Consider the following 26,989-nt stretch of genomic DNA (forward strand, 5'->3'; position numbering starts at 1 on the left):
ATGAGTTCTCCTTCTCTTGGAACCAGCAAAGAAAATCCAACCGTACTACCTTCAAAAAGACCCATTAATGTAAAAAAAATAGCCAAACGCGCTCTTCAATACGGAACGCTCTTATTTGTCACACTCATCATGGTCGGACCATTCTTATGGCTCTTGGCGACGTCATTGAAATCAGGGAGCGAGAATATCTTCGCGTACCCGCCTCAATTTATTCCAGAAAAAATAACCTTCGGAAACTATGTAGAAGTCATGGAATTCTTTCCATTTTGGCGTTACTTATTCAACAGTGTCGTGGTATCTGTCGTGACCGTTCTATTGAATATCGTTTTCTGTTCATTGGCGGCTTATCCTTTAGCACGGATGAACTTCCGTGGTAAGAACATTGTATTCGTTCTTATCCTTAGTACGATGATGGTTCCGTTTCAGCTGTTGATGATTCCCATCTATTTATTAGCGCTGGATTTAGGGCTTCAAAACACGTATGCAGGATTGATACTCCCTCATGCGACGACTGCCTTTGGAATCTTCCTGATGCGTCAAGCGTTCCTGACGATTCCGTATGAACTGGATGAATCAGCCCGCATGGACGGAGCGAACGCCTTTCAGATCTGGTGGAGGGTGCTTATGCCTTTAGTGAAGCCTTCACTCGTCACACTTGCGATTTTCACGTTCATGATGGCGTGGGGGGATTTCCTCTGGCCGCTGATTATCCTGAATGACACAAGCATGTACACGTTACCTCTCGGCGTCAATACTCTTGCCGGTTCGTTCTCGGCCAACTGGCGCTATATCGCTGCCGGATCAATTATTTCGATACTTCCGATCATCATCATCTTCGCCATCCTGCAACGACACTTCATCGCAGGTGCCATGAAAGGGGCTGTAAAAGGATGACGGGCAAAAAAGTCACATGTCATATTGTCTTTCAAACCCACTGGGACCGGGAATGGTATTTGCCTTTTGAAGTATTCAGGCACCGATTGGCACAGGTGATGGGTCGGATCGTTTCCGGTCTTGAAACCGGGGAACTGAAGCAATTCGTCCTGGATGGTCAAATGGCCGCACTGGAGGATTACTTTGACGTTTGTGAAGACGAGATGAAAGAAAAAGTGCTCCATCTAATAGTAGAAAAGAAGATCATCATTGGCCCATGGTATGTTCTGGCGGATGAGTTCCTGGTAAGCGGAGAGTCCCTGGTCCGGAATCTTGAAGTGGGGATGAGGCTGGCCGGTCAGTATGGGGAATCCCAGAAGGTCGGTTACTTACCGGATACATTTGGTCATGTGAGCCAGATGCCTCAGCTATTAAAAGGCTTCGGGATTGATAACTCAATTTTATGGCGTGGTATTAAATCCGAGACGTCTGAATTTACCTGGGAGGCACCAAATGGCTCCCGGGTCTTTACGGCCTTTTTGCCGGAAGGGTACTATCAGCCATTATTGAATGAAGACAATGTAGAAGAGCAATTGAAGACATATGTGGGGAAGGTCAGGCCTTATGCGACGACTTCTCATGTTCTGTTAACCAACGGCGGCGACCACTTGATGCCGAAGCATGGAAATCTGATGGGACAAATCGATGATATCCAAGATGAAGTGGAGTTTGTATCGAGTACGTATGAAGAATTCTTAACCAAAGTCCAGGCCGAGTCTTCAACGGACCTTCCCGTTTATGTGGGGGAAATGAGAAGTAATGAACATATCTATGTTCTTCCGAATGTACTTTCTACGAGAAGCTATCTAAAGCAGCAGAATCAGGAGATGGAAGACGAGCTTGCAGGATACACCGAACCACTTGCCTCTCTTTGCAGCAAAGGGAAGTACCCGGAACGATATTTAGAGGAATCTTGGAAACTGTTAATGCAGAACCATCCCCATGACAGTATATGTGGCTGCAGTATCGATGTGGTTCATCGGGAAATGGAGACGAGGACGATGATGTTGAAGCAGAGACTGGAGTCCATCCAAATGGGGTCCCTTTCTCATGCCGCAGTCCAGGATCCGATGTTTTCGGGAAACGGATTGAGAAAGCCATTTGAAGATAATAGCGTGTTTACAGTCTTCAATCCTCATCCAAGATCGTTCACCGGTTGGGTTTCGGGAGAAATCTGGCTTAAAGAAGATAGGTCGTTCCGATTGAAAGATCGCAATGGAAAGCTGTATATCCCGGTCATCAAGAAGAAACGGAGCGGAAGACATTTTGCTTCTCCTCTCGATGCGTTTCCTGATTTTAAAGAAGGTACCTTTTACTACATTGAGTTTTATGTTGAGAATCTTCCCGGAACCTCCCTTTCGAGCTTCAGCGTAGCAGAGGGGAATTACGAGGAATTTGTTGAAACAAATCTCGAGACCGTTGAAAATGAGTTTTACTCTATTGAATTGAGTAGGGAAGGAACCATTGTGTTAGTAGATAAAGAAACAGGCAGGAAACATGCTGGATTACAACGCATCTATAGTTCGCTGGACGCAGGGGATGAGTACAACTACTCCCCACCGGTTCACGATGTGAAGACGTACGCTGAGCTATTTTCTTTACCAACCGTGAGGAAGTCCTTCAGCGTTCAAGAAATGACCTATGTGCTGAAGCTTGAAACACCTGAGGGACTGGATCAGGAAAGAACCGGTCCATCTGAAAAAAACGTCCTAACCACGATACATATCACGATTACCTTACGCGCAGGTGATCGAAAGATGTATGTGGACTACATCATCGATAATCACTCGAAGGATCAACGTCTTCGCGTTCAATATCCTCTAGGAGATTCCGCCCGGTACACGTATAGCGATACAGCATTTGATGTGGTGAAGCGAAAAGCGAAGACAGAGGAAGAATTGGATGCTCCAAAGCAAAAAGAAGTTCCAGTGGTAGTCGAACCTTCTCTTTCTTTCATTCGGGCTGAAAATGGGTTCACTTTCTATCATCGTGGTTTACAGGAATACCAGGTTACAAGCCTAGGAGAAGAAGATACGTTGGACGTTACGTTGATCAGGAGTGTCGGCTGGCTGTCCCGGGATGATCTCAGAACCCGCGGTGGAGGGGCCGGTCCGAATATGGAAACGCCTGAAGCTCAATGTATCGGACAATATACGTTTCATGCTGCATTTGAATTCACACCTGATAAAAGTCTGGGCCAGGTAGCAACGGATGCTCACATTTACCGTATACCGCCGAGGATTTATCCCGGGGAAACAAGAGAAAATGAGTTAACGGGTTTGATAGAATTCGATAATGAAGAAGTGCAGTGGAGCTCACTTAGAAGAGTGGCTGATGGAGTGGAGCTGCGTTTATGGAATCCGACAGATCGAGTTCAGGCTGTAACGCTCAAATCTGGAGCTGAGAGAATAGAGCGGGTTGATTTTCTGCATGCACGAGTGAAAACAGTAGAAAACTTTACGGACCATCTGAACCCGAAAGAAATTAGTACTTACCTATTAAAAGGAGGAAGGAATGCATGAACAGAAAGATTGCCCTCCTGCCTGTTGATGGTAGACCTGTGACAAGAGAACTTCCAAAGCAGATTGCATCGATCGGAAATTGGGAGGTGCTTATTCCCCATAAAGACTTACTCGGCTTTTTGAAAGAGCCGGGGGATATGGCTGCACTGGAAAAGTGGATGTGGAAAGTGGCGCCTGAAGTAGATGGATTTGTCCTTTCGATTGATATGCTGGGCTATGGTGGCCTTGTTCCGTCCCGTGTGTGCCTGGATGGGAAAGAAACGATCATACAAAGAATTGGCATCCTCCGTGCATTAAAAGAGAAATATCCTGATAAAGCATTGATGGCATTTAGCTCGACCATGAGAATTTCCAATAACTATGTAAACGAAGAAGAGAAGGAATACTGGTGTGACTATGGAGTCGAGCTTTGGGAGTATTCCTATCACTTTCACCGCTTTGAAAAAACGGGGCATGATGACTCCAATCTAAGGGTTCGGGATTTACAGAATAAAATACCTTCAGACATTCTGGAAGACTATTTATCAACCAGACTGAAAAATTATCAGGTGAATGAATCCCTGTTGGAGATGGTAGAAGACAAGACTATTGATGTCCTTGTCTTTCCGCAAGATGATACCTCTGAATATGGGCTTAATATCGGGGAGCAGGAAGAGCTCTCAGATAAGGTGGCACACCGGGAATTATTCCAGAATGTATTTATCTATCCCGGAGCCGATGAGGTCGCCAATACGCTTGTGGCAAAGATGATCTATCAATTGGAACAAGTCGATTTTCCGACCTTCTACCCGGTGTATAGTGGAGAAACCGGGGCATTGTCGACTGCGATGTATGAAGACCGTCCGATTTGTGAGTCCGTGAAGGGCCAGATTCATGCCTTTGGTGGCTATACGGTCGATCAAGCAGGAGAGGCGGATATCGTGTTCGCTGTCAATGTTCCAGGAAAACGCCAAGGAGATCTTGCTCTGCAAAAATTCCTTGGGGAAGTGGATACCCCTCATCGAAATATCGGTGAGTGGATCAAGCGCATCGCTCATTATCTTCGCCAGGATAAACTGGTAGCGGTAGCCGATACGGCCTATGCCAACGGAGTGGACCCGAGAATGCTCCCTAGACTGCTGGGAGAGATAGAGGTTTCCCAATTAGCGGGATTTGGTGGCTGGAATACAGCGGGGAACACTTTGGGCACGGTCGTTGCACAGGCAGCCATGGTGCACTTGCAGAAAAAGAAGCCCTCTCTTCCTCAAGAAGAGGTAAAAGCAAGAATCCTGGAAGAAATGACATTGCGATTATTAGATGAATACGTCTATCAGTCGATTGTCCGACAGCAAGTGCGTGCCGGGACAGATGAATCAGCAGTGAGTCATGAAGAGCTTTTGAATCGAGTGAAAGAATTGTTCTTAAAGGAGTCCGTGACGTTTCTTACGAAGTATGGTCTTGATTTCCCCCTTAAAGAAATCTATCTGCCCTGGAAGCGAACCTTTGAGATTGGCTTAGGCAGGAGGGATGAGTCATGACGTTAAGGGTCGGTGTCGATTTAGGCGGGACCAATATTCGAGCGGCTCTTCTCGACGAAAAGGGAACGATTCTCAGGGAAGTAAGGGAGAAAACAGAGGCACATTTGGGACCAGTCAGGATCATTGCGAAATTGATTTCAGTAGTGGAGCGTGTCAAAGGAGAAGAGAAGGTGAGGGGGATCGGGATAGGGTGTCCGGGCCCCCTGGATGCGAAAACGGGCATCATCCTTTCTCCTCCCAATCTTCCGGGATGGGACATGATTCCATTGGCATCGATGGTAGAAGAGCATTTTCAATTACCCGTGAAGGTGGATAATGATGCGAATGTGGCAGCAGTGGCAGAAGCGATACTAGGAGCAGGTTCCGGGTGTGAAAGTGTGTATTACTTAACCGTGAGCACAGGAGTCGGCGGGGGATTTGTCATCAATGGAAAGGTATTTCAAGGAGCGAACGGATACGCCGGAGAGGTCGGGAATATGATTGTCGTTCCAAACGGGGTCAAGCACCCGGCTTTAAATGCAGGAGCACTCGAAACCCTTGCAAGCGGCACTGCTATTGGAGTAGCCGGCAAAGCTAAGGGAATTCACGGTGGAGCGGAGGCAGTATTCCGGGAAGCCAAAGCTTTAAATAAGGTTGCTCAGACAATTGTTAATGAGGCCATTGAATATCTGGCTGTAGCCATTGCCAACCTGACCCATGCGATTAATCCTGAAGTATTCGTAGTGGGTGGTGGAGTGATGAATTCCGAAGAGCAGGTCCTGCTTCCTTTAAGGGGTAAGGTTAAAGAATATGTATATCCAGGTTTGAAGGAGTCCGTCAACATCATCCCGGCGAAGCTTGGATCGAATTCAGGTGTGATTGGAGCAGGATTTATCATTTAATCAAACGTTTGTTTAATGGTTTTACCAAAGGGAGTAGCTTACTTTTTCAAAAAGAGGTGAAAAAATGTCAGAGAATTTAAAAACAGATATTGTCATCATTGGCGGAGGAATCGGCGGTTGTACGGCCGCTTTAGCTGCCTCAAAACGCGGACATAGAGTCATTATGACAGAGGAAACAGATTGGATTGGCGGACAGTTGACCAGCCAAGCGGTCCCGCCGGATGAACATCAGTGGATTGAACAATTCGGCTGTACCAAAACGTATCGTCAATTTCGGAATCGGGTCAGAGACTATTACCGGTCGCACTACTCTTTAAAAGAAGAAGCTCGTCAAAATGACAGGCTGAATCCCGGAAATGGCTGGGTCAGCAGGTTATGTCATGAGCCGAAAGTGGCTCTTACCGTTCTTCAGGAGATGCTCGTTCCTTATACGAGTAGTGGGAGGTTACAGATCTACACCAACTACAAAGCCATTCTGGCCTCCGTTGAAGGAGATGATGTTTTCTCTGTAACCGTTCAACATACCGAAAACGAGAAGAGAATGAAGCTGGAGGGACAATATTATCTGGATGCAACAGAAGTAGGGGATTTACTTCCTTTAGCTGGTGTTGAATATGTGACAGGTGCCGAATCCAAACGGGATACAGGAGAGCTCCACGCACCAGAAGAGGCAAGACCACAGGATATGCAGTCGTTTACCTATGTGTTTGCCGTGGATTATGTAGAGGGTGGGAATTTCGTCATCGAAAAACCGGAGAAGTATGATTTCTGGAAAGATTACCAGGCACCATTCCTGCAACACAAGCAGCTAAGCTGGTTCGCACCCGATGCCCATACGGGAGGTTCGAAGGAATTCGCCATGTTTCATCATGAAGACATCTGGGGACTGTGGGATTACCGTCGCATCATAGACCCTTCTTTATTTCAGGAGGGAACGTATGATGGGGATATTTCGTTAATCAACTGGCCACAGAACGATTATTGGTCAGGCTCGATCATTGACGTCAATGAAGAAGAGTATGAAACACATATTCATGAATCTAAACAATTAAGTCTATCACTTCTTTATTGGCTGCAAACCGAAGCGCCTAGACCGGATGGTGGAAAAGGGTATCCGGGCGTGCGTCTGCGAGGGGATATTTTAGGAACAGAGGATGGTCTGGCCAAGTACCCTTATATTCGTGAATCAAGGAGGATCAAGGCCGTCACGACTGTTGTGGAAGAGCATATCAATGCCAATGTCAGAGGCGATCGAGGCATCGAGCACTTTGAAGACTCCGTGGGGATCGGCTGCTACCGGATTGACCTTCATCCGACGACAGAAACCAATACTTTTTTCTATGCAGAAAGCTATCCGTTTGAAATTCCATTAGGTGCCCTGCTGCCGGTAAGAGTGAACAATGTATTACCAGCGTGTAAGAATATTGGCTCAACTCATATTACGAACGGCTGCTTTCGAGTTCATCCTGTGGAATGGAATATCGGTGAATCAGCGGGGTATCTGGCCGCTTTTGCTATTGAGAAGGGTGTTCTCCCTCGCAAGGTGAGAGAGGATAAAGTGTTGTTGGAAGAATTTCAAGAGATGCTTGTAGTGGCAGGTATTGAATTGCGCTGGCCTGAGCTAGGGCCAATTTGATTCGAACTTATGAAGTTGATGACATCTGGTAGAACCCTTTCTAAAATGGTTTCTACCAGAGGGGTGTCCTCTGGAACATATAATGTATCTATATTCACTTATATCTTTTTGACTATTTATGAAGAATTAATCCAACTAAACTATCTTTTGTGAAGAATTATTCCTTTTATTCTGAAAATTATGATAGTATTTAATTGCCGCATCATGTTAGCGCATACATACAAAAACGATTATTTGGAGGTATTGTATGAAAAAGTGGTTGGTAGGAAAGAAAATGGCTGTGCCTGCTATGGCCATGGCATTGGTCGTCCCTGCATTTCAAGCCCCGGCACTACAAGTGGAAGCAGATGAAAGTGAAGCAATGAAGGTAGTCGATGAGGATGGTATCAGCATCACTGTGGATGCAGAAAACAATCGCAATAACACGAACAAGCTGGTGTTATTTGATCCTACGTTCAGTTATTTCACGGAAACCAATGGATCATCTTATGAGGTGATCCTGGAGCATGAAGAAGGCTCAAGCTATCATGTGGTGGAGTCAGGTAAAGGAGACAGTGCGATTCCTGAAGATGGTGTTGTCCTATCCACGGGTCCAGAGACGACAGATGAAATTATGACGTTCTTAAAGAGCCTTGATGAAGGAGAAACGGTTTGGATTAATGAGCCAGTTGAAAGAACCTACTCGGCTGTCCTAGATGACGTTGATCCAACAGATGAATCCAATCCGGATGGTGCGCCGTTCCCGGGTAACCGTGGAGCAAATCAACTTCTTGTCTATACACCGGCATTCGGGACCAGTACCGGTACCAATCCTTACGGGTATGAAATCACGGTAACCGGTGGAGTGGTCACGAAAGTCGGTGGAGGAGACAGTGCGATTCCGGCTGATGGGTTTGTCGTGAGTGGTCACGGAACAGAAGCCGAATACTTGAAAAATGCTGAAATCGGTATGAAGGTTGAGTATGATGCTGAAGGGAATATCGAGTTGATCCGCGATGCGTCCACTTATATATTCAAGAGCGAACAGAATTTACAGGAAGCGAAGCAAAGTATCTCTCATGCAGAAGAGAACTACATCGATGCAGCCTTTGAAGAGGCGAATGCTTCTGTCGAGCTGGCAGAAGAGCTCCTTCAAAAAGCGGATGACATTCAAAATGAGGATCCGCAAAAGGCCTTGGAATATACAGAGCAAGCCACTCAGGCTGCTTACGACGCATATTATTATTCCCTGCCATCTGAAGTAGGTGAGCAGAGAGCCATCTGGTATCGCCCTGAAGAGAAGGATCTGGATGATGTCATCACGACATTGGACCGCATGGAGGAAGCGGGATTCAATTCCCTTTATCTTGAAACAACATTCTGGGGATATACAATCTTCCCGAGTGATAAAATGGAAGACTACGGTTTGCCAAAGCAACATCCGAATTTCGCTGACCAAGACTATGGAAAGTACGGATCAGATATCCTGAAAGCCTTTATTGAAGAAGGAAAAGAACGGGGCATTACGGTTCAATCATGGACAGATGGTTTCATGATCGGTCACAGCAGCCTTGGACTTCCATCTCAGTTCAAAAAGTATCCTGAGTGGAGCGCGGTTCAACGGAATGATGAGCCGGGAACACCCGGAAGCGATTCAGGCAGTAATTATTATTGGTTAGATATTGCCAATCCAGAGGTACAAGAATTCATGCTGGAAATCTATAAAGAACAGCAGGAGGACTACAAAATCACTGGTGTCAATATAGACTATATGCGCTATCCGCACCATTCTTTTGATAAGAGTTATGGATTTAGTGCATCGAACCGCGAACGTTTTGAAGAAGAATTCGGTGTAGACCCTATGAATCTAGAAGAATCTGATGAACTATGGGAAGAATGGGGGCTTTGGTTACGTGAACAAGAGAATGCTTTCGTGGAGAAGCTTCATGATCAGAGTAAAGGGATCGACCCTGCATTTATGATGACGGCTACCCCTGAGCCAGGACCTGAAGCCGTATTGATCAGCGACTGGGTTGAGGATATCGATGGTGTTATCCCGCAAGCCTATGGCCATGACTTTAATAGTATTCAGTCTACCGTTGTAGCAAGTAAAAAGCTGACACCACCTTCTATGATGTATTACACAGGAATCTATTCCTTCTATCACCATCTGGGGGAAAAAGCAGCCGTGAACGATGTACTGGCTGCCGCCTACGGTACATCAGGAGTAAACATGTTTGCCTTTGGTCAAGCAAGTGCACCTTCTGTGGATGCCTTGGGGAAAGGACCATGGAGAAACACCGCCGTCAATCCTGGAGAAACGCCGAAAGAAGCTGTACTGGCTACAGTAAAACAATTGAAGGAACAGACAGCATCCATCTATATTCCTAAAGGCGCAGTGGACAAGAGAGAAGGTAAAAAGCTTGAGAACAACCTTCGTAAGTGGGAGAAGATGATGGACCGTCCCGATCATTCGTTAAAGAAAGACAAAGTAGAAAAAGAGTTTGAGAAGAGTGTTGAACTGATCCAATCAATGGATAGCTTGAATGAAGTAGTAAAAGAACGTGTGTTAGAAAAGATGAACAAAGTGCATAAGTGGTTGAATTATTTTTATGAGAAACAGCAGTAAATGATAAAGTGGGACCAGGAGAAAAATACCTGGTCTCATTTTTTTGTTTGTCCATTCCCTATTAATATTATCCCTTCCCCATGAGAACCATTGAAATTTAGGACAACATACAAATACTCCGCACTCACTAAAAGAAGTTAGGGGTGCTCGATCCATGAAAGAAGAAGTTCTGTCCCTTGAGCGATATGAATATGAATTGATTCGTGCAGTGAACGACCTACCATATTGAATGCTTCCCTTTCAATCCCCTCCTTTTATCTTGCTCCCAATCTCTCGTTTCCTTCGTTCAAGAAACTCGAGATGAGTATCATCATTCCTCAAAATAAACAATTGGATGGCTTGGTCCACATAAGGAAGTGCCTTTTCAAAATCCCCGATTTTTTCGTAATTATAGCCTATATGATAGTGAAGCTCTCCCAGTCCCCATAAATGCTCTTCTTCTAAACACCAATTGATGCCTTTATGACAATAAGCAATAGACTCTTCATAGTTTCCTATTTGGGTCAGGACACGGGCGATATTATATAATAATCGTGTATTGATGGATTGATCACTCAAATGTTCCATTTGCTTGAGGATATCTTCGACTTTATGATAATAATGGAGCGCCTTATCATTGTTGTGTAGTAATTTCTCCCATGTTCCAAAAGTCATCAGGATTTCCAATTCTCTTTCAGAGGGTGCTTTTTTTTGATGGGCTGTCAGCTCATACGCTTGGCGCAATACGGAAAAGGCGGACGCGTGGTCTTCTTCGACCTCGAATAGATAGATGGCTTTATGCCAGTTGAGGAGCTGCAGCTTTTCGTTATCCTTGTAGAAAAATGGATTTTTTTCTTCCGTCCTTACCATCTCGATCATTTCTGTAAATTTTCGTTTAAACCTCAGAGTTTTTAATTGTCTTTCAACCTCTCGGACATAATCAATACGGGGCGTCGTCCCGATTTCAAAGAAGTAGTTCACATCCACTCCAAGCTTCATGGCGACTTGATATAACGCCGTGGCACTTGGGTAAATATCCCCTTTCTCGATCCGGCTGATCAGCGCTTGGGTGCAAATTCCTTCAGCCAAATCACCCTGGGTCAGTCCTACCGCATTCCTTAATTCTTTAATCTTCTTTCCTATCACTGAATAATCCAATTCCTCACCCCTCTGAACAAGTCATCTTTTCCTATTTTAACAGATGGATGGGAAGGGTGAGCTGGCATCCTTTGCATTTAGAAATGCCTCGTACTTTATTGAAGGGACACACGGTTCTCCGTGTATCTCTTCTATTCACCCAATATTCGTCCATTTCTGCGATTGAAGTTCCGTAAGGGTTCCATTCCTTTCGGGGATTGCTTCTTCGAGGTCTTCCAGTGTTACTTCATCAGGCATTCTACGCCTGTTTAGCTTGCCAAAACGTTTTTTATTATAGAAGCTCCACCCGTATGATAGGATCGCGATGAAAATGATAAACATGACAGTCAAAGGGAGGGCAAATTGTAAAAAGGCAATGTGACTGAATGATGTGATAAAGTCAAAGGCTGGAGTGAAAAGGAATCCGTTTAATACTATGATGATTAACCATATCAATCCACTGATGAGATGGGCAATCAATCGCTTATTCTTCTGTTTTCTTTCGATCATCATGTCTGTTTCCCTCTATCCGGACTTTCCCAAATGGCATATTCCGATTTCTTTGATGTGAGTATTCTAAAGGCTTTCGGGATGGCTGGAACCAGTGCGAATGTACTGACCATCCAGTAAACCATTGGATACCATCCTGCCCACCATACGTATTGGAGGAGTTTCTCCTCGTATTGTCTATCAATGAATAAAGCGACCATTAATTGAATTAATGAGATGAAAGCAATATAGGCACCGTAGAACAGCATAGAAGGAGAAAATCCAAAGAATACTAGATAAATGAGATAGAACATCCAAGATATTGACCATAGGATGCTCAGAGTCTGTTCGATATAAACGGGATATAATCTTCTTTGTCTGAAATCCTTAAAGATGGATCTATGCCTTATGAGCACTTCCATTCCCCCTTGCGCCCATCTGATCCTCTGATTTAATAAACCTTTTAGCGTTTCCGGGACCAGCATCCAGCACAATGCTCTTGGTTCGTACCGTACATCCCAGAACCGTTCCTGAAGTTTCCAGGTGATTCCGATATCATCCGTGATTAAATCCTTGTCCCAAAAGTTGACGTCAAGAAGAGCTTTTTTCCGAAAGGCAACGAAAACTCCTGAAACGGTCATCATCTTGCCTAAAATCCTTTGAGATCGTTTAATTAAGCCTATAATGGAAGAGTATTCCACCACCTGGATTTTTCCCAATAAGGATTGCCTGTTACGAACACGAGGATTCCCGGTAACTGCCCCTACACGTTCACTATTTCTGGGAGTTGTGAAATGAGGGATCATATAGAGTAACGCATTTCTATCCAACATGGCATCACTATCCATCGTCACTACAATTTCACCTTTCGAGGCGATGGTTCCATAATATAAGGCATTTGCTTTTCCTTTGTTTTCTATAATGTTGATGACTTTTAGCCGATCAATCGAGCGGGTCAACACGGATAAAATGTCTTGTGTTCCATCAGTGCTGCCATCGTTGATCACGATTATTTCATAATGTTTATAGTTGATGTTATTTAATTCCTTAACCGTCTTCTCAATGTGAGCTTCTTCATTGTAACAAGGCAAAAGAATGGAGACGAAAGGAAGCTCCTCCAAGTTGTCTTGTATGTCCATCGGTTTTCTTTCACGTCTAATATAGAAGAGTAGACCCGAAATGATCCAAACAAGGCTCATGAACAAAGGATAAATGAAAAGAAAGTTTCCAACGGAATGTATGATTGTACTGAGCAATTTCTGACCTCCTTCGCGGTTCAATAGATAAGTAAGCGAGGCTATGAATAGTAGAATGATAGGGTCTTTTATTATTTAACGTACATACGGGTTATGTTTTCGATGGGTTAAGAAACAGCTTCTAGATGATTGAATCATATAAAGGGGGCCAATGAAACTCTTTGAAAGGTCTTTCGTCGTTACTTGATGAAAATATTGTTGGTGTAATTGGGATATTAATGAAAAAGGAGTTTTGTAGAATCCTGTCGATATAATTTTTAGAAAATTTAAATAAAAACGTTCATCTTCTTGAATGAAGGTGATATACTTTGTTTAACTGGTAATGACATCATTACTAAGACGGGGCATCCTCGGTTTCTTACCAGGTCATACAACGCCTTACACCTTAACTGGTAATAACATCATGACAATTCTTAAGGCAGGTAGCTGTATACGAATATCACTTGAAGAAAGAGGGGGAAACATGGTGAGAAAGGGTCTTATGGTTTTACTATCGTTAGTACTTGGGGTGTTTGGATTACTGGCAGGGTGCAGTGACACTTCTTCAGGGGAATCGAAGGACGGAAAGGTCGAGATCAGTTATGGATTCTGGGATAAGAAGCAAGTACCTGCGATTGAAGAGATCATTAAACAGTTTAATGAAGAACATCCGGACATTAAGGTGAAGACGGAGCTGATCCCATACGGGCAGTATTTTCAGAAGCTCGAAACTGCCGCAACAGGAGGAGCATTGCCTGATGTGTTATGGATGAATGGTCCTCATATTGTTCAATATGCGGAAGGGAAGGTGCTTCTGCCACTGAGCGACCTTGCTGAGAAAGATGATTACAGCCTGGATAATTATCCCGAGTCGCTTATTGATCTGTATACGGTAAATGATGAGGTATATGGAATACCTAAGGATTATGATACGACGGGATTATGGTATAACAAGAAAATTTTTGACGAGGCCGGTGTCCCTTATCCTGATGACACATGGGATTGGGATATGTTAAAGGAAGCGGCGAAGAAACTGACGAACAAGGATAAAGGGGTATGGGGCTTTGCTGCAGTGATGGGGAATCAAGGTGGTTACTACGATTTGATTTGGCAGAACGGAGGACATGTGATTTCAGAGGATGGAAAATCGGTAGGATTTGATCAGCCTGAAGCGATCGAGGCATTGAAATACAATATTAGTTTCATAGAAGAGGGAATGTCTCCGACTCAAGCACAGATGAATGAAACGGCAGCATCGGATCTGTTCTCATCCGGAAAGATCGCCATGATGTTCGATGGTCCCTGGATGGTCCCGGAATATAAGAAGAATCCCGATTTGGACGTAGCGGTTCTGCCAAAAGGAAAGCAGAGGGCTGTTTCGATTCATGGATTGTCCAATGTCATCGCAGCCAATACCAAGCATAAAGAAGCTGCGTGGGAGTTTGTGAAGTTCCTTGGTTCGAAAGAGGCAGCCGAAGTGTTTGCCGAAACAGGTACGGTCATACCTGCCTTTAACGGTACTCAGGATGCCTGGTTGAATTCTGTTCCGGAGTTGAACCTTCAAGCGTATATCGACGGAGCTGAGTATTCGAATCCGCTTCCAAGTGTGAAAAACACAGGGCCGATCTGGCAGCATGAAACGGATATCCTCAAGAAGGCCTGGGCCGGTGAAGAGAGTGTGGAGAAAGTAGTAAAGGAGCTTGCGGATAAAGCGAATAAAGAACTGGAAGAGTAGGAAAGGAAAGAAGGGAAGAGTGTTTCTTCTCTTCATTTCCTGACAAAGGAGGAGAAATGAAATGGAACCGCTTCCTCTCCAGGTTGAAACGAAACGAAAGCTTCATGTGCTTTCATATGCGAGTACGAAAAAACGTTCTGACTATTTATGGGCATATATCATGATCGCTCCAACGATGATAGGTCTCTTTGTTTTTTATTTATGGCCGATGCTTCAGACCTTTTACTTCAGCTTTACCGAGTGGGGGGCATTTGGGACATACGAATGGATCGGGCTGAAGAATTATACAAGGATGCTTACAGATGTGAATCTTCTGCAATCATTCAAGAATACAGGGATCTATATTCTATGTACCGTTCCATTGGGTATTTTCCTTTCGATCCTTGTAGCCGTTTTGCTCAATCAAAAGATTAAGGGGACGACGATTTACCGGACGTTGTATTTCCTGCCCGTCATTACCATGCCTGCAGCGATCGCCATGGTGTGGAAATGGTTATACAATTCGGATTTCGGCTTATTGAATTACCTGCTGTCCTTTATCGGGATAGAAGGTCCACAATGGTTGACGAATCCAAATATCGCGTTGTATTCGATTATTGCTGTGGCGATTTGGAGCGGGATCGGGTACAACATGGTCATTTTTTTATCGGGCCTGCAGGGGATCCCGAAAACGTATTATGAAGCAGCCGAAATGGACGGGGCAGGTCCCGTTACGATGTTCTTTAAAATTACCTTGCCGCTTCTATCACCGGTCATTTTCTTCGTGTCGATTATGTCGTTGATCGGAGCATTTCAATTCTTCGACCTGATCTTTATGATGATCAGTAAAAGCAGTACGGCGCTGGAGAATACTCAATCCATTGTGTATTTGTTCTTTCAACATGCCTTTGTTTTAAATGATAAAGGATATGCAGCTGCCATTGCGGTGTTATTACTAGTGGTGATTCTCATCATCACGGTGATCCAGATGGCCCTGCAAAAGAAGTGGGTCCATTATGATTGAGGAGGGAATGACCTATGCAGAAATCGATTCAGTTTGTAAGGAGTAAGACGTTTCTCATCCATTTCATCCTGATCATGGGCTCGATTGTCATGTTGTTTCCCTTTGTCTGGATGATTCTGACCTCACTGAAAACCTATGCAGAGTCCATTCAGGTTCCGCCTGTGATGATACCGGAAGACTTTCAGTGGAAGAATTATCAAGAGGTATTCACTCTGCTGCCATTCTTTAAATTTATGATGAACACATTTATCATTACGGTACTGCGGACGGCGGGGCAGTTATTTCTCTGCTCACTGGCTGCCTATGCCTTTGCGCGGATCGTGTTTCCCGGAAGGAATCTCCTGTTCGTACTGGCTTTGTCCGTATTGATGGTCCCAGGCCAGGTATTCCTGCTTCCTCAATACATGATCATGGTGAAGCTGGGATGGCTCAATACGCTGCAAGCCGTTGTGGTTCCCGGGTTATTTAGTGCCTTTGGAACGTTTCTCTTAAGGCAATTCTTCATGGGGTTACCGAAGGAGCTTGAGGAGGCGGCCAGACTTGACGGATGCAATCATTTTCAAATCTATTGGCGCATCATGCTGCCACTCGCCAAGCCGGGTTTGATCGCCCTTGGGATCTTCACGATTCTATGGTCCTGGAATGAACTGATGTGGCCGATGATCGTGAATAGTTCACCTGAAGCCATGACACTGGCAGTGGGATTATCATCTTTACAGGGGCAGTATGGCACCAACTATCCGATCTTGATGGCAGGGTCATTCTTGGCCGTGTTACCGATGTTGCTTCTATTTATCATATTACAGAAGCAATTTATAGAAGGAATTGCAATCACCGGTGGAAAATAAGTTGGTAGGCAACTAAGGGAGGAATGACAATGAAAGCAGCATTAATAGGGGCTGGGAGCAGGGGATTCTATGCGTATGGGTCCTATGCCCTCCAGTATCCTCATGAAATCGAGTTTATCGCGGTAGCAGAACCGGATAAAGAGAAGCGGGAGAAATTTGCGGAAGCACATGGAATCCCTGAGAATATGAGATTTGAAGACTGGCCGGACCTGTTGGATCAAGAAAGGGTATGTGAAGCCCTGCTTATATGCAGCCCGGATCGGGATCATTATAAACCTGTCATGCGTGCCATGGAAAAGGGATATAGCATTCTACTGGAGAAACCGATGTCACCGAGCCCCATTGAAACGTTGGCCATCGCAGAAGCGGCCGAAAAGCATGACACGCTCCTCAGTGTATGCCATGTGATGAGATATGCTCCGTTCTATCAGTCTCTTAAAGAAGTGATTGATCGGAAGGTGATCGGGGATATTGTCTCGGTTCAATGGAATGAAAATGTCGGTTATTTCCATCAGGCTCACAGCTTTGTCCGTGGAAATTGGCGCAATTCGAAGGAATCAAGTCCGATGATTCTTCAGAAGAGCTGTCATGATATGGATATGCTCGCCTGGTTGATCGGAACGGAATGTAAGAGCGTTTCGTCCTATGGAAGTCTCACCTATTTTAAAGAGGAGAACGCTCCTGAGGGATCGACCCACCGCTGTCTGGATGGCTGTAAGGTGGAGAAAGAATGTCCGTATTCCGCTGCGAAGTGGTATCTTCATGACCGGGATGTATGGCCGGCGAATGTTGTTTCGGCAAGTCCCAGTATCGAAAGCCGCTTGAAGGCTATCCAGGAAGGTCCTTACGGCCGCTGCGTATACCGGTGTGACAATGATGTGGTGGACCATCAAGTCGTCAATTTATTATTTGACGGGGATGTGACGGTGTCGTTCACGATGACTGCCTTTACGAAGGAAACGTATCGAAACTTCAAGATCATGGGAACAAAAGGGGAAATTACAGGTCATGACGCAGATAACGAATTAATCATCAAGCATTTTACCGGGAAAAAGGAAGTGATCCATCCTCCAACTGTGGATGGCGGTCACATGGGTGCTGATACGAGTATCATGCAGGATTTTATCAACCGGGTCCGCACGAAGGATAAAGGAACATTAACATCTGCCAGAGTCTCTTCTCAAAGTCATTTGATTGCCTTTGCAGCGGAGGAATCGAGACTGTCAGGTGCGACTATCGAATTAAAAAAATATATTGAAGAATTGGAAAAGGCAAAAGAAAATGCTTAATCAAAACTTCTATCATGGCATCAAGTGATAATTGTCGCAATTTTATGTATAATGAGTATACAAATGGTTATGACAAAGATACCACTAAAGGAGTTTAACATGATAGAAAAAGATAATCGCTTACCATTATATTATCAGCTGATGGATATCCTTCTCGAAAAGATCGAGAAGGGTGAACTTGCGGAGCAGGAGCAGTTACCCTCTGAACGGGAGCTGTGTGAAACATACAAAGTGAGCCGAACGACGGTAAGGCAAACGATGCAGGAGCTTGAAAAGGGCGGCTACATCTATAAGGTTCACGGCAAGGGATCTTATGTTTCGCCGAAGACCTATAAGCAGAGCCTTGTTGAGTTCTACAGCTTCACAGAAGAAATGAAGAAAATCGGGAAACATCCTTCCACACAGGTCGTTTCATTTGAAAAAGTACCTTGTGACAGCACGATTTCGAAATCTATGAAACTGCCGGTGGAAGAAGAAGTATTCAAGATCACGAGATTGAGACTTGCTGACGAAGAACCGATGATTTATGAAACCTCATATGTTCCGGTAGGGCGTTTTACCAATCTCACGAAGGAACAATTGGAATATACGCCAATGTATGAAATCTTTCGGTCCCAATACGATGTGACGATCACTAGAGCACTGGAAAGCTTCAATGCTGTCAGCGCGGAAAGACAGGCAGCCGCCATGCTGACCATTGAAGAAAACTCACCGTGTCTCCGACTGGAGCGTATTACGTATGAAGATCAAGACGTCATTGAATATACCATCTCCATCGCAAGGGGAGATAAATTTACGTACACAGTTGAATTGAAGTAGGTGCTTTCGAGTATCTATTTCACTTAACTGGTAATGATGACATTAACAGTTTTGGAGGAATGGGTATGGAACTTATACAATCAAATAAATGGGAACCAAATGATCCCGGTGCCATCCATACAACAAGAGAAATAGCTCAACAACCAAGACTTTGGAAAGAAACCGTTGAAATCCTGCTTGAACATAGAGATACACTGCTGACTTTTTTTAAGAAGTTGGGAGAAAGGCATCCACATCTTCGAGTGATTTTGACAGGAGCGGGAACATCTGCTTTTGTCGGGGAAACCGTTCTTACTTCCATTAAGGAAATGGTCAAGAATAAGAAATGGACGGTAGAAAGCATCGCCACTACCGATATTGTCTCTAATCCATATGAGTATTTAGACAAGGATTCACCGACCTTGATGATTTCATTTGCCCGTTCTGGTAACAGTCCTGAAAGCGTTGGGGCGGTTGAGTTGGGAGAGCAAATCATTGATGATTTTTATGGAATCGCCCTTACGTGTAATCGTGATGGTTTACTGGCTGAGAAGAAGAAGGGGAATCCGGATCACCTGGTCATCTACATGCCGAAGGAAGCGAATGATCAAGGGTTTGCGATGACGAGCAGCTTTACGACCATGCTACTTTCGGTCCTGCTCCTTTTCCAGCCGGAGCACATTCATACTCTTGAGAAGACTGTGAAGGAAATAGGTTCGGCAGGTGAAAAAATTATCGAGACCGGAAAGACAGAGTTAGAAGCGCTTGCTTCCTCCACGTTTTCGAAGGTTGTATATTTAGGCTCAGGTGTTTTCCAGGGGCTTGCAAGGGAGTCATCTTTAAAACTGTTGGAATTAACGGGAGGTATGATTCCGGCATTCTTTGATTCACCGCTGGGATTCCGTCACGGCCCGAAATCGATCTTAGATGAAGAGACAATCGTCTTCGTTTTCTTATCCTGCCATCCGTACACGAGAAAATATGATTTGGATTTATTGAAGGAGCTATACCATGAACAAAAGCGAGGGAAGGTGGTGGCACTCTCCTCTTATCATGATGAAGTCGCTGAACGTTACAGTGACCTGTTCTTGAATACCGGCTTGGAGACGGTTCAAGAGGATATATTCCTTGCGTTTCCATATGTCATGTACGCCCAGCAGTTCGCCCTTTGTAAATCCATGCATCTGGGACTTTCCCCGGATAATCCATCTCCCTCGGGGCTCGTCAACCGGGTCGTAAAAGGTGTCACGATTTATCCTTATCGGAATGGAGGAGAAAGGGTATGATTGTGTCAAGAAGTAGGATTCTTGTGGATGCTCAGTCGAAAGGCTACGCTGTGCCTGCCTTTAATATTCACAATCTCGAAACGCTCAAAGCGGTTCTTGAAACCGCCCGGGACCTCCGTTCACCCGTCATGATCGCGGCTACGCCCGGTACCGTCCGATATATGGGGAAAGAGTTCCTGATCAAGATGATGGAAGCGGCAAAGAAGAGCTATGATATCCCGGTTTGCTTTCACCTTGATCATCATGAAAACCTGGATGATATCAAGAACCTCATTCATATGGGTGTTCCATCTGTCATGATCGATGCCTCCCATTATTCTTTCGACGAGAACATCCGGATTGTCAGGGAAATTGTAGAGTATGCTGCCCCGTTCGGTGTGACGGTTGAAGCCGAGCTTGGTCGTCTAAGTGGAATGGAAGATGATTTGGTTGTGGACGAAAGGGATCAGATCTATACCAACCCCAAACAGGCAAACGAGTTTGTAACGAGAACAGGCATTGATTCTCTGGCTGTGGCGATCGGGACCGCTCATGGACTTTATAAAGGTGAACCTAAGCTCGATATCGACCGGTTGTCGGCGATCCAGCAGGAAGTCGATATCCCCCTTGTTCTCCACGGGGCATCGGGATTGCCCGATGAGCTTGTCCGCAAGACCATTGAGAGGGGAATTTGCAAAGTGAATGTGGCGACGGAGCTGAAGATGGCATTTGTGAAAGGGCTCCGCAGCTATCTGAAAGCAAACCCGGAAGCCAATGACCCCCGCTATTATTTCACGGATGCCGTCGCTGGGATGAAAAAAGTTGTAGCAGACAAAATCAAGCTGTGCGGCAGCTTTAATCGTGGCTAGTCCCATGATTGCGACGGTCACTTTAAATCCGGCGATAGACGTTAGATATACATTGTCCCAGTTTCAAATGGGTGGGGTCAATCGTGTTTCTTCCATTGAAAAATCGGCAGGTGGTAAAGGTCTTAACGTCACCCGGGTTCTATCCCGATTGGGGCAGAAGGTTACTTGTACCGGTTTCCTGGGTGGAAAGAGCGGGGAGTGGATTGAAAGCGAATTATCTCATTTGAAGGTACATAATTCATTTGTACCCATTAAAGGAGAGACTAGAACGTGTCTGGCCATTTTATCAAAGGAAGGTCAGACCGAAATTCTGGAAACGGGTCCCTTTATTTTAAGTAATGAGTTAGAAATTTTTGGTCGAACATTCTCTTCGATTCTGGATACCGTAGATTTTGTCGTCGTTTCCGGAAGTTTGCCAGAAGGAGTCCCTACTGGCTTTTACAGTGAGCTTTCAAAGATGGCCAATCAAAAAGGAGTTCGTTTGTTATTGGATACAAGTGGGCCGAGACTTGTCGAAGGTATCACAGGAAAACCTTTTTTAATCAAGCCGAACAAAGAAGAATTTGCCAGGTTGATAGGGAGAACATTTGACTCTACCGATGACATGTTACGGCATGCCCGAGCAATTTGTCATAAAGGAATACATTATGTGCTTCTTTCTCTGGGGGAAGAAGGGGCCATTTTAGTTAGTGAAAAAAGAATTCTGAGGGCAAAGGTTCCTAACGTTAAAGCAGTGAATCCCGTTGGTTCCGGAGATAGTATGCTCGCCGGGTTTACCTATGCGTATTCCCATGGATTCCCGATTGAAGAAGTCTTGAAATGGGCTTGTGCTTGTGGAATGTCAAACGCCATAATGGAAAAAACGGGTGAGGTTAATCTGTTGGACATTCGACGATTCGTGAAGGAAATAGATGTAGTTGAAAGAATTGGGGGGATGGAAAATGAGTCATATCGTCTGTTTTGACATAGGAGGCACGTTTATTAAATATGCCGTTTTTGATCCAAAGGGTCACCTTCTTGTTAAAAGTAAAATGGCAACCCCCACAAGCCATGAGATCCCTGACGTATTAAATAACAAAGTGAAATCGCTTCAGCATGATTTTCGCATCTCTGCCATTGGCATTTCTTCTTGCGGTCTGGTGGATCGTGAGAAAGGAACGATATTATTCTCGAATAATATTAAAGGGTATAGTGGAATGAAGCTGGGAGAGATATTATTTTCCATGACCCATATACCGGTATCGGTTGAAAACGATGTAAAAAGTGCGTGCCTTGGCGAGATGTGGCAAGGTGCTGTCAAGGGTAAGAGAAACGCTGTCTTTCTAACACTGGGTACTGGAATTGGCAGCAGCATCGTGATGGATGGGAGGATCGTCAATGGCTCTTCGGGACTTGCGGGTGAGCTGGGTCATACCGTCATTGTTGCAGGTGGGAAGCCGTGCAGCTGCGGCAGAAAAGGCTGCCTTGAACGATATGCGTCCACTTCTGCTTTTGTTCAAGACTATAAGGAGCAAAAAGGAGTGGCGGTTGAGGACGTTTCCGGCGAAACGCTTATGAAGCTTGTCAAGCAGGGAGATCCAGTTGCTTTGCTCGTATATGAACGGTTTATTCATTATATTAGTATGGGATTAACGAATGTAATTCATCTTCTCAACCCTGAAAAGATCATCATTGGGGGCGGTATCACGGAAGGTGAGGGTCCTTTACTTCAAGATATCAATATCCAATTAAGGAAAGAAGTAATGGATGTATACGGGAATGAGGATACGGTCATTGCTTCCTCTCTAGGGAATGACGCAGGATTATACGGAGCATGTTACTTGGCTTTAAACCGGATGAACATGAAAGAATCAGTGTAAGAAGCAGCACCCATAATGGTGTTGCTTGTTCTGTTTATTTTAATAAAAGGGGATGAGGATAATGAAAGCCGTGAAGGCCGGCCGCATTTATACACCGGAAGGAATCGTTGAAAATGGGTATCTGCTCTTGGAAGATTGGCGCATTTCAGGCATTACTAAGAAAACTCCTCCATGTGACATCATCGAATTCCCCGGTTGTTCCGCCATACCTGGCATGATTGACCTTCATATCCATGGCATAGCGGGACATGACACCATGGATGGAAGTGTCCATTCTTTACAGGAGATGTCTAACTCTCTTGTGAAATATGGAGTAACTGGATTCCTGCCGACCACACTCACCCACGATCTGGAAAGCATCCGGAAGGCGGTAGGAGCAGTGAGTACAGCGATCGGTCAAACAACTGGAGCCGAAATCCTTGGATCTTATGTGGAAGGTCCTTATATTACACCCGAACATAAAGGCGCCCATCCCGTGGAGTACATGCGAGAGCTATCAATGGAGGAGATAGAAGGGTTGATCGATGCTTCGGATAACACTATAAAAGTACTGACGATCGCCCCGGAAAAAGAACATGCCATGGAGATCATCGATTATCTCACGGGTATGGGGATCCAGGTTTCAATGGGGCATACCAACGCAGATTATGAAACAACGAATCTTGCTGTCGCCCAAGGGGCAAGAATCGCAGTCCATACGTTTAACGGAATGAGAGGATTCAAGCACCGCGATCCGGGATGCGTCGGGGCCGTCCTGACCAATGATGACTGCCTTTGTGAATGCATCGCCGACCTCCATCACCTCCACCCAGGCGCCATCAAACTATTACATAAAACAAAAGGAAGCGATAAAATCCTTTTAATCAGCGATTCCATGGCTGCAGCCGACTTGCCTGACGGCCATTACACCCTCGGTACAATGAAAGTGAAAGTTCAAGATCGAATCGCGAGGACTGTGGACACCGACTCCTTGGCAGGAAGTACAGCCAACTTACTGGAATGCCTTAAAAATATGAAAGAAGTATTGAAGCTTCCCCTTGAGGAAATTTTACCAATGGTTGGCCTAAACCAGGCAAAGCTGCTCAATATTGACCACGAGGTTGGCAGCTTAGAGATCGGGAAAAAGGCCAATATCGCGTTGATTGATGAAAAGTGGGACGTTCGAGCAACCTTTGTTGGTGGGGAAATGGTGTGGGACAGGGGGACAGGCGCTGTGCCCCATTAGAAGCAAGGGAGCAAGGGGACGGTTCTCTTGCTTCTTTTTTGTCCACGTTATTAACAAAAAAGTAATTATTTCGTAAGCATAAGAACCGTCCCTATGCTTCCTTCCCTAGTCCAGCAACCGCACCAATATCCCATCCCCCTTATCACTCACCTTCACCACCGCGGCTTTCACCTTCCTTTCCACATCCTGTCCGGTTCCTTCCGGGATAAAGAAATGTTCGATTCCGTATGTGACCTGGGCATTGTTGTCCCATGAGCTTGTAACCTTTCCATTTAAAAGCACGTCCCCGGGTTTCTTTTCGTAAGGAGCATTCCATTGCCCGTTAAACTTATAAACACCTGTATATTCGTGGAGTCCTTGTTGGTTTTCACGTAACAAAATGGTGATGGGACCGTTGTCATCAATGGAGATATCTTCAAGCTGAGAAATCGTGTAATTCAATTCCACATAGTCACCCTGGAGGAGAGATCTCGGATCGACAGGTTGAAGCTCTAAAAGAATCGTTTCCCCTTTTTGTAAAAGGGTTTCGTTCGAATGGACCTGATACCCGATCCATCCCGCTTGAAGGCATATGATGAGAAGGATTCCGAGCCTTTTCCCGGCAAGCATTGATTGGGATTGCTGATCAGAACCTACTTTTCTGTCCATGTAAACGGCCGTCATCAAGAAGAGGACACCTAATACGGCTAAGAGCAGGGATTTATGAACAAGCTTCCAGGCCAAATCGTAATACAGCTGAACGATGAGCATGAACCAGAATACCAGCGATGAAACCCAATAGAAGGTGCGATCCTGCTTTTTGAAAAAATAGACGCATCCCGTAGCGGTCAAGAAGAACAGAGCAGTATAGATAATATGAAGCGTCGATGAAAGATCGATGGCAGTTAACGAGAAAAAGGCAAAGAATCCAATGAGGAAAGCTCCATGCTGGATGACATGTTTTTTATTCAGAGCAAGGTACACTGCAACATTCAGGTGCACCATCACAACAAGGAGGGCATGAGTACCTAAGTCCATCGTTTGCCCTAAGAAAATCGCTGTGTTCAATTGAAAAAGAAGGTAGAATACAAACCTCGCGGCGAACTGTTTCTCAACATAAAACACATAGGCCAGAACGAAGAACATAACAAAGGAAAATTCATCAAACGTACTTGCGATCATCCCTATGACGATACCGGTCATCATGAGTGAATACTTTACAGGAGACGGCCAGCTGGTTAACGTACTTGGGATGACGAGAAAAACGGTCGCGAATACAAATAGCGTAACCATTGAAACATCCACCATGAGTAATGAAAGCAGTCCGAAAACAGACGCTATGATGAAAACAGAGGCAATGGTCGTGACACTTGCAACGAAGATCGTCTTTGTCCAATGAAGGGAAGAGGAATGCTTCCGTAAATAGTTAACAAGGAATACACTTCCCGCTAATAACAGAAATGCGGTTAATAACAGACCGACAAAGAAAAGACTGGACACATACTGTGCCATCAACTCGAACATTTTGATGATGATGAAGCCCGTTCCGAAGATAGAAAGAATGATGAAAATGGAAGTTTCTTTATGGAAGAAGCGGTACACCCCAATCCCCAGTGTGAAAAGATAAAACAAGGTGAAAAAGACGGAATACTCGTTATCGAATGCAGTCACTATGAGGAGGAGATTGGCTGAGATGAGACTTAGATATAGCAACGGTTTTGAATGGATGTAGCCCTTTTTTATGAACAAAAATAAGAATGTGTTAACGATTGCGATTCCGAATGCGATCCAAGTATGGGCGAGTGTCCAGTGTGCAAATGGAGACGACGGAAAGAGGTAAAAATATATCGCCAAATGGATGAGGATATGGGTTAATACGTAAAATCCACTGTACCTTGTGTACAAGCTTAATAGGAAGGCAGGAATAGCCCAAATAAAAAACAATAAATAGCTGTCTGCGTGGGAATTGTACAGTTGACCGAGTAATGCAACGGACAACCCAAAGGAGATCACCCCACTTACCATCAACCAGTTTGAAAGGAAATGGGCTCCCTTTAAAACACGATCCAACAGATAAGCAGCTCCATAGAACAATAGAATCAAAGAACTCCCTAAAGCCACTTTCTCCAAACGGGAAAACATCTGCCAGTTGGATGCGAAAAAATAAAGAGCACTTGCTAATAGGAACACAACTCCGAAAAAATACGTTAGTGAAATTAATTTCTTCATACACTTCACACTCCTTATCCTATTATATGAGGGAAAGGGAAATATAAGCATGTGGGGTGGGGAGGGAATTAAACCCCTTCTCGGTTCTCTAACTTCTTCCAGTCTTATTGTGCATTATTAAGAACTTATTGTTCTTAATAATAAATAATAAAATACGATATACAGAGTTAAATAGAGAGAAATAACGTATTTTGTTCTTTTTAACGAATAAATAGCCAAATTTGAGGTTTTTCAACCTGTGACATTTGTCTTATACTTCAAATGTAGGGTTCGTTAAAAAGAACAAAAGAAACTTTGGAACGAACCAAAAAATAGAGTGAAAACGAGGAGGAATTTAGAAATGGGTATTAAGCAAAAATTAGGTTTAGGCGTAGCATCAGCGGCACTAGGGTTGGCATTGGTTGGGGGAGGTACATATGCTTATTTTAGTGATAGTGCAGAGGCAAATGCTACTTTTGCAGCTGGTACGTTGGATCTTAGTGTAGACCCGACAACGATTATTAATGTTGATGATATTAAACCAGGTGATACTATGCTTCGTTCCTTTGATTTAGTAAACGGTGGTAGTCTTGATATTGCTACGATTGATTTAATGACTGATTACACAGTGACTGATGCAAATGGTAACAATAATAGTGATTTTGGAAAGCATATTCGAGTTAACTTCTTAATAAATGGAGATAAATTAGATGCACCGATTTGGTCAACAACATTATATGACTTGAAAAATATGTCACCAGATGTAATCGAAGGTAATTTCTGGAGTCAGTTCTTTGCAGAGCGTGGAGGAAACCTTGCTGCGGGTACATCAGATAAACTTTATGTTCAATATGAATTTGTAGATAACGGTCAAGATCAAAACAGATTCCAAGGTGATTCTCTTACACTAAAATGGACATTTGATGGTAAGCAAGGCGCAGGTGTTGCACGCTAATATTAAAGTGAATAATTGG

The 26,989-nt window shown here is 44.5% G+C and carries 21 protein-coding genes; 17 read left to right on the forward strand and 4 right to left on the reverse strand.

Annotated elements, in window-relative coordinates; all coding sequences use genetic code 11:
* From RSX31_RS18145 to RSX31_RS18170, 6 genes are all read left to right on the forward strand, one after another.
* On the forward strand, nucleotides 1–894 hold the full coding sequence (locus RSX31_RS18145) for a carbohydrate ABC transporter permease (RefSeq protein WP_315635565.1): 894 nt from the start codon (nucleotides 1–3) through the stop codon (nucleotides 892–894).
* Nucleotides 891–3,455, forward strand: coding sequence for an alpha-mannosidase (locus RSX31_RS18150; RefSeq protein WP_315635568.1), 2,565 nt, complete (start codon nucleotides 891–893; stop codon nucleotides 3,453–3,455). The genes RSX31_RS18145 and RSX31_RS18150 overlap by 4 nt, the downstream gene beginning before the upstream one ends.
* Nucleotides 3,452–4,972: a DUF4127 family protein gene (locus tag RSX31_RS18155; RefSeq protein WP_315635570.1), complete on the forward strand. Its 1,521-nt coding sequence runs from the start codon at nucleotides 3,452–3,454 to the stop codon at nucleotides 4,970–4,972. Before RSX31_RS18150 ends, RSX31_RS18155 begins: the two co-directional genes overlap by 4 nt.
* Nucleotides 4,969–5,853 (forward strand): ROK family protein, encoded by an 885-nt coding sequence (locus tag RSX31_RS18160; RefSeq protein ID WP_315635571.1) that lies wholly within the window; start codon nucleotides 4,969–4,971, stop codon nucleotides 5,851–5,853. The genes RSX31_RS18155 and RSX31_RS18160 overlap by 4 nt, the downstream gene beginning before the upstream one ends.
* 64 nt (nucleotides 5,854–5,917) lie before the next feature.
* Nucleotides 5,918–7,489, forward strand: coding sequence for an FAD-dependent oxidoreductase (locus RSX31_RS18165; RefSeq protein WP_315635573.1), 1,572 nt, complete (start codon nucleotides 5,918–5,920; stop codon nucleotides 7,487–7,489).
* Between the two features lie 247 nt (nucleotides 7,490–7,736).
* The gene (locus RSX31_RS18170) at nucleotides 7,737–10,097 is read left to right on the forward strand and encodes a glycoside hydrolase family 10 protein (protein ID WP_315635575.1); all 2,361 of its coding nucleotides are present in this window, start codon (nucleotides 7,737–7,739) and stop codon (nucleotides 10,095–10,097) included.
* Nucleotides 10,098–10,337: 240 nt separating this feature from the next.
* On the opposite strand, the gene RSX31_RS18175 is transcribed toward RSX31_RS18170, so the two are convergent.
* The 3 genes from RSX31_RS18175 to pgaC all read right to left on the reverse strand — a co-directional run bounded on the left by RSX31_RS18175 (nucleotide 10,338) and on the right by pgaC (nucleotide 12,958).
* Entirely contained in the window at nucleotides 10,338–11,234 is an 897-nt protein-coding gene (locus RSX31_RS18175) for a helix-turn-helix domain-containing protein (protein WP_315635577.1), read from the reverse strand.
* Nucleotides 11,235–11,369: 135 nt separating this feature from the next.
* Entirely contained in the window at nucleotides 11,370–11,726 is a 357-nt protein-coding gene (locus tag RSX31_RS18180; RefSeq protein ID WP_315635579.1) for a hypothetical protein, read from the reverse strand.
* Complete coding sequence (gene pgaC / locus RSX31_RS18185) at nucleotides 11,723–12,958, reverse strand: poly-beta-1,6-N-acetyl-D-glucosamine synthase (protein WP_315635581.1); 1,236 nt, start codon at nucleotides 12,956–12,958, stop codon at nucleotides 11,723–11,725. The genes RSX31_RS18180 and pgaC overlap by 4 nt, the downstream gene beginning before the upstream one ends.
* Nucleotides 12,959–13,421: 463 nt before the next feature.
* Here pgaC and RSX31_RS18190 point away from each other — a divergent pair, with 463 nt between their 5' ends.
* The 10 genes from RSX31_RS18190 to nagA all read left to right on the forward strand — a co-directional run bounded on the left by RSX31_RS18190 (nucleotide 13,422) and on the right by nagA (nucleotide 23,828).
* Nucleotides 13,422–14,672 (forward strand): ABC transporter substrate-binding protein, encoded by a 1,251-nt coding sequence (locus tag RSX31_RS18190; protein WP_397548109.1) that lies wholly within the window; start codon nucleotides 13,422–13,424, stop codon nucleotides 14,670–14,672.
* Nucleotides 14,673–14,733: 61 nt separating this feature from the next.
* The gene (locus tag RSX31_RS18195; protein WP_315635584.1) at nucleotides 14,734–15,675 is read left to right on the forward strand and encodes a carbohydrate ABC transporter permease; all 942 of its coding nucleotides are present in this window, start codon (nucleotides 14,734–14,736) and stop codon (nucleotides 15,673–15,675) included.
* 14 nt (nucleotides 15,676–15,689) lie between these two features.
* The gene (locus RSX31_RS18200; RefSeq protein WP_315635586.1) at nucleotides 15,690–16,523 is read left to right on the forward strand and encodes a carbohydrate ABC transporter permease; all 834 of its coding nucleotides are present in this window, start codon (nucleotides 15,690–15,692) and stop codon (nucleotides 16,521–16,523) included.
* 29 nt (nucleotides 16,524–16,552) lie between these two features.
* Nucleotides 16,553–17,812 carry a Gfo/Idh/MocA family protein gene (locus tag RSX31_RS18205; protein WP_315635588.1) on the forward strand — a complete coding sequence of 420 codons (1,260 nt, stop codon included), beginning with the start codon at nucleotides 16,553–16,555 and terminating at the stop codon, nucleotides 17,810–17,812.
* A 99-nt stretch (nucleotides 17,813–17,911) separates the two neighbouring features.
* The gene (locus RSX31_RS18210) at nucleotides 17,912–18,631 is read left to right on the forward strand and encodes a GntR family transcriptional regulator (RefSeq protein ID WP_148996458.1); all 720 of its coding nucleotides are present in this window, start codon (nucleotides 17,912–17,914) and stop codon (nucleotides 18,629–18,631) included.
* Between the two features lie 65 nt (nucleotides 18,632–18,696).
* Nucleotides 18,697–19,896: an SIS domain-containing protein gene (locus RSX31_RS18215; RefSeq protein ID WP_315635590.1), complete on the forward strand. Its 1,200-nt coding sequence runs from the start codon at nucleotides 18,697–18,699 to the stop codon at nucleotides 19,894–19,896.
* Nucleotides 19,893–20,744: a tagatose-bisphosphate aldolase subunit GatY gene (gene gatY / locus RSX31_RS18220; RefSeq protein ID WP_315635591.1), complete on the forward strand. Its 852-nt coding sequence runs from the start codon at nucleotides 19,893–19,895 to the stop codon at nucleotides 20,742–20,744. Before RSX31_RS18215 ends, gatY begins: the two co-directional genes overlap by 4 nt.
* Nucleotides 20,737–21,708, forward strand: a complete 972-nt coding sequence (gene pfkB / locus RSX31_RS18225; RefSeq protein WP_315635592.1) for a 1-phosphofructokinase — start codon at nucleotides 20,737–20,739, stop codon at nucleotides 21,706–21,708. Before gatY ends, pfkB begins: the two co-directional genes overlap by 8 nt.
* Complete coding sequence (locus tag RSX31_RS18230; protein WP_315635593.1) at nucleotides 21,686–22,603, forward strand: ROK family protein; 918 nt, start codon at nucleotides 21,686–21,688, stop codon at nucleotides 22,601–22,603. The genes pfkB and RSX31_RS18230 overlap by 23 nt, the downstream gene beginning before the upstream one ends.
* Nucleotides 22,604–22,664: 61 nt before the next feature.
* Nucleotides 22,665–23,828, forward strand: coding sequence for an N-acetylglucosamine-6-phosphate deacetylase (gene nagA / locus RSX31_RS18235; RefSeq protein WP_315635594.1), 1,164 nt, complete (start codon nucleotides 22,665–22,667; stop codon nucleotides 23,826–23,828).
* Nucleotides 23,829–23,933: 105 nt separating this feature from the next.
* On the opposite strand, the gene RSX31_RS18240 is transcribed toward nagA, so the two are convergent.
* Complete coding sequence (locus RSX31_RS18240) at nucleotides 23,934–26,036, reverse strand: GDYXXLXY domain-containing protein (RefSeq protein WP_315635595.1); 2,103 nt, start codon at nucleotides 26,034–26,036, stop codon at nucleotides 23,934–23,936.
* 340 nt (nucleotides 26,037–26,376) lie between these two features.
* Here RSX31_RS18240 and RSX31_RS18245 point away from each other — a divergent pair, with 340 nt between their 5' ends.
* Nucleotides 26,377–26,970: a CalY family protein gene (locus RSX31_RS18245; protein ID WP_315635596.1), complete on the forward strand. Its 594-nt coding sequence runs from the start codon at nucleotides 26,377–26,379 to the stop codon at nucleotides 26,968–26,970.
* Nucleotides 26,971–26,989 lie beyond the last annotated feature (19 nt).

This window comes from Rossellomorea yichunensis, from assembly GCF_032337515.1.
GTDB lineage: Bacteria > Bacillota > Bacilli > Bacillales > Bacillaceae_B > Rossellomorea > Rossellomorea yichunensis.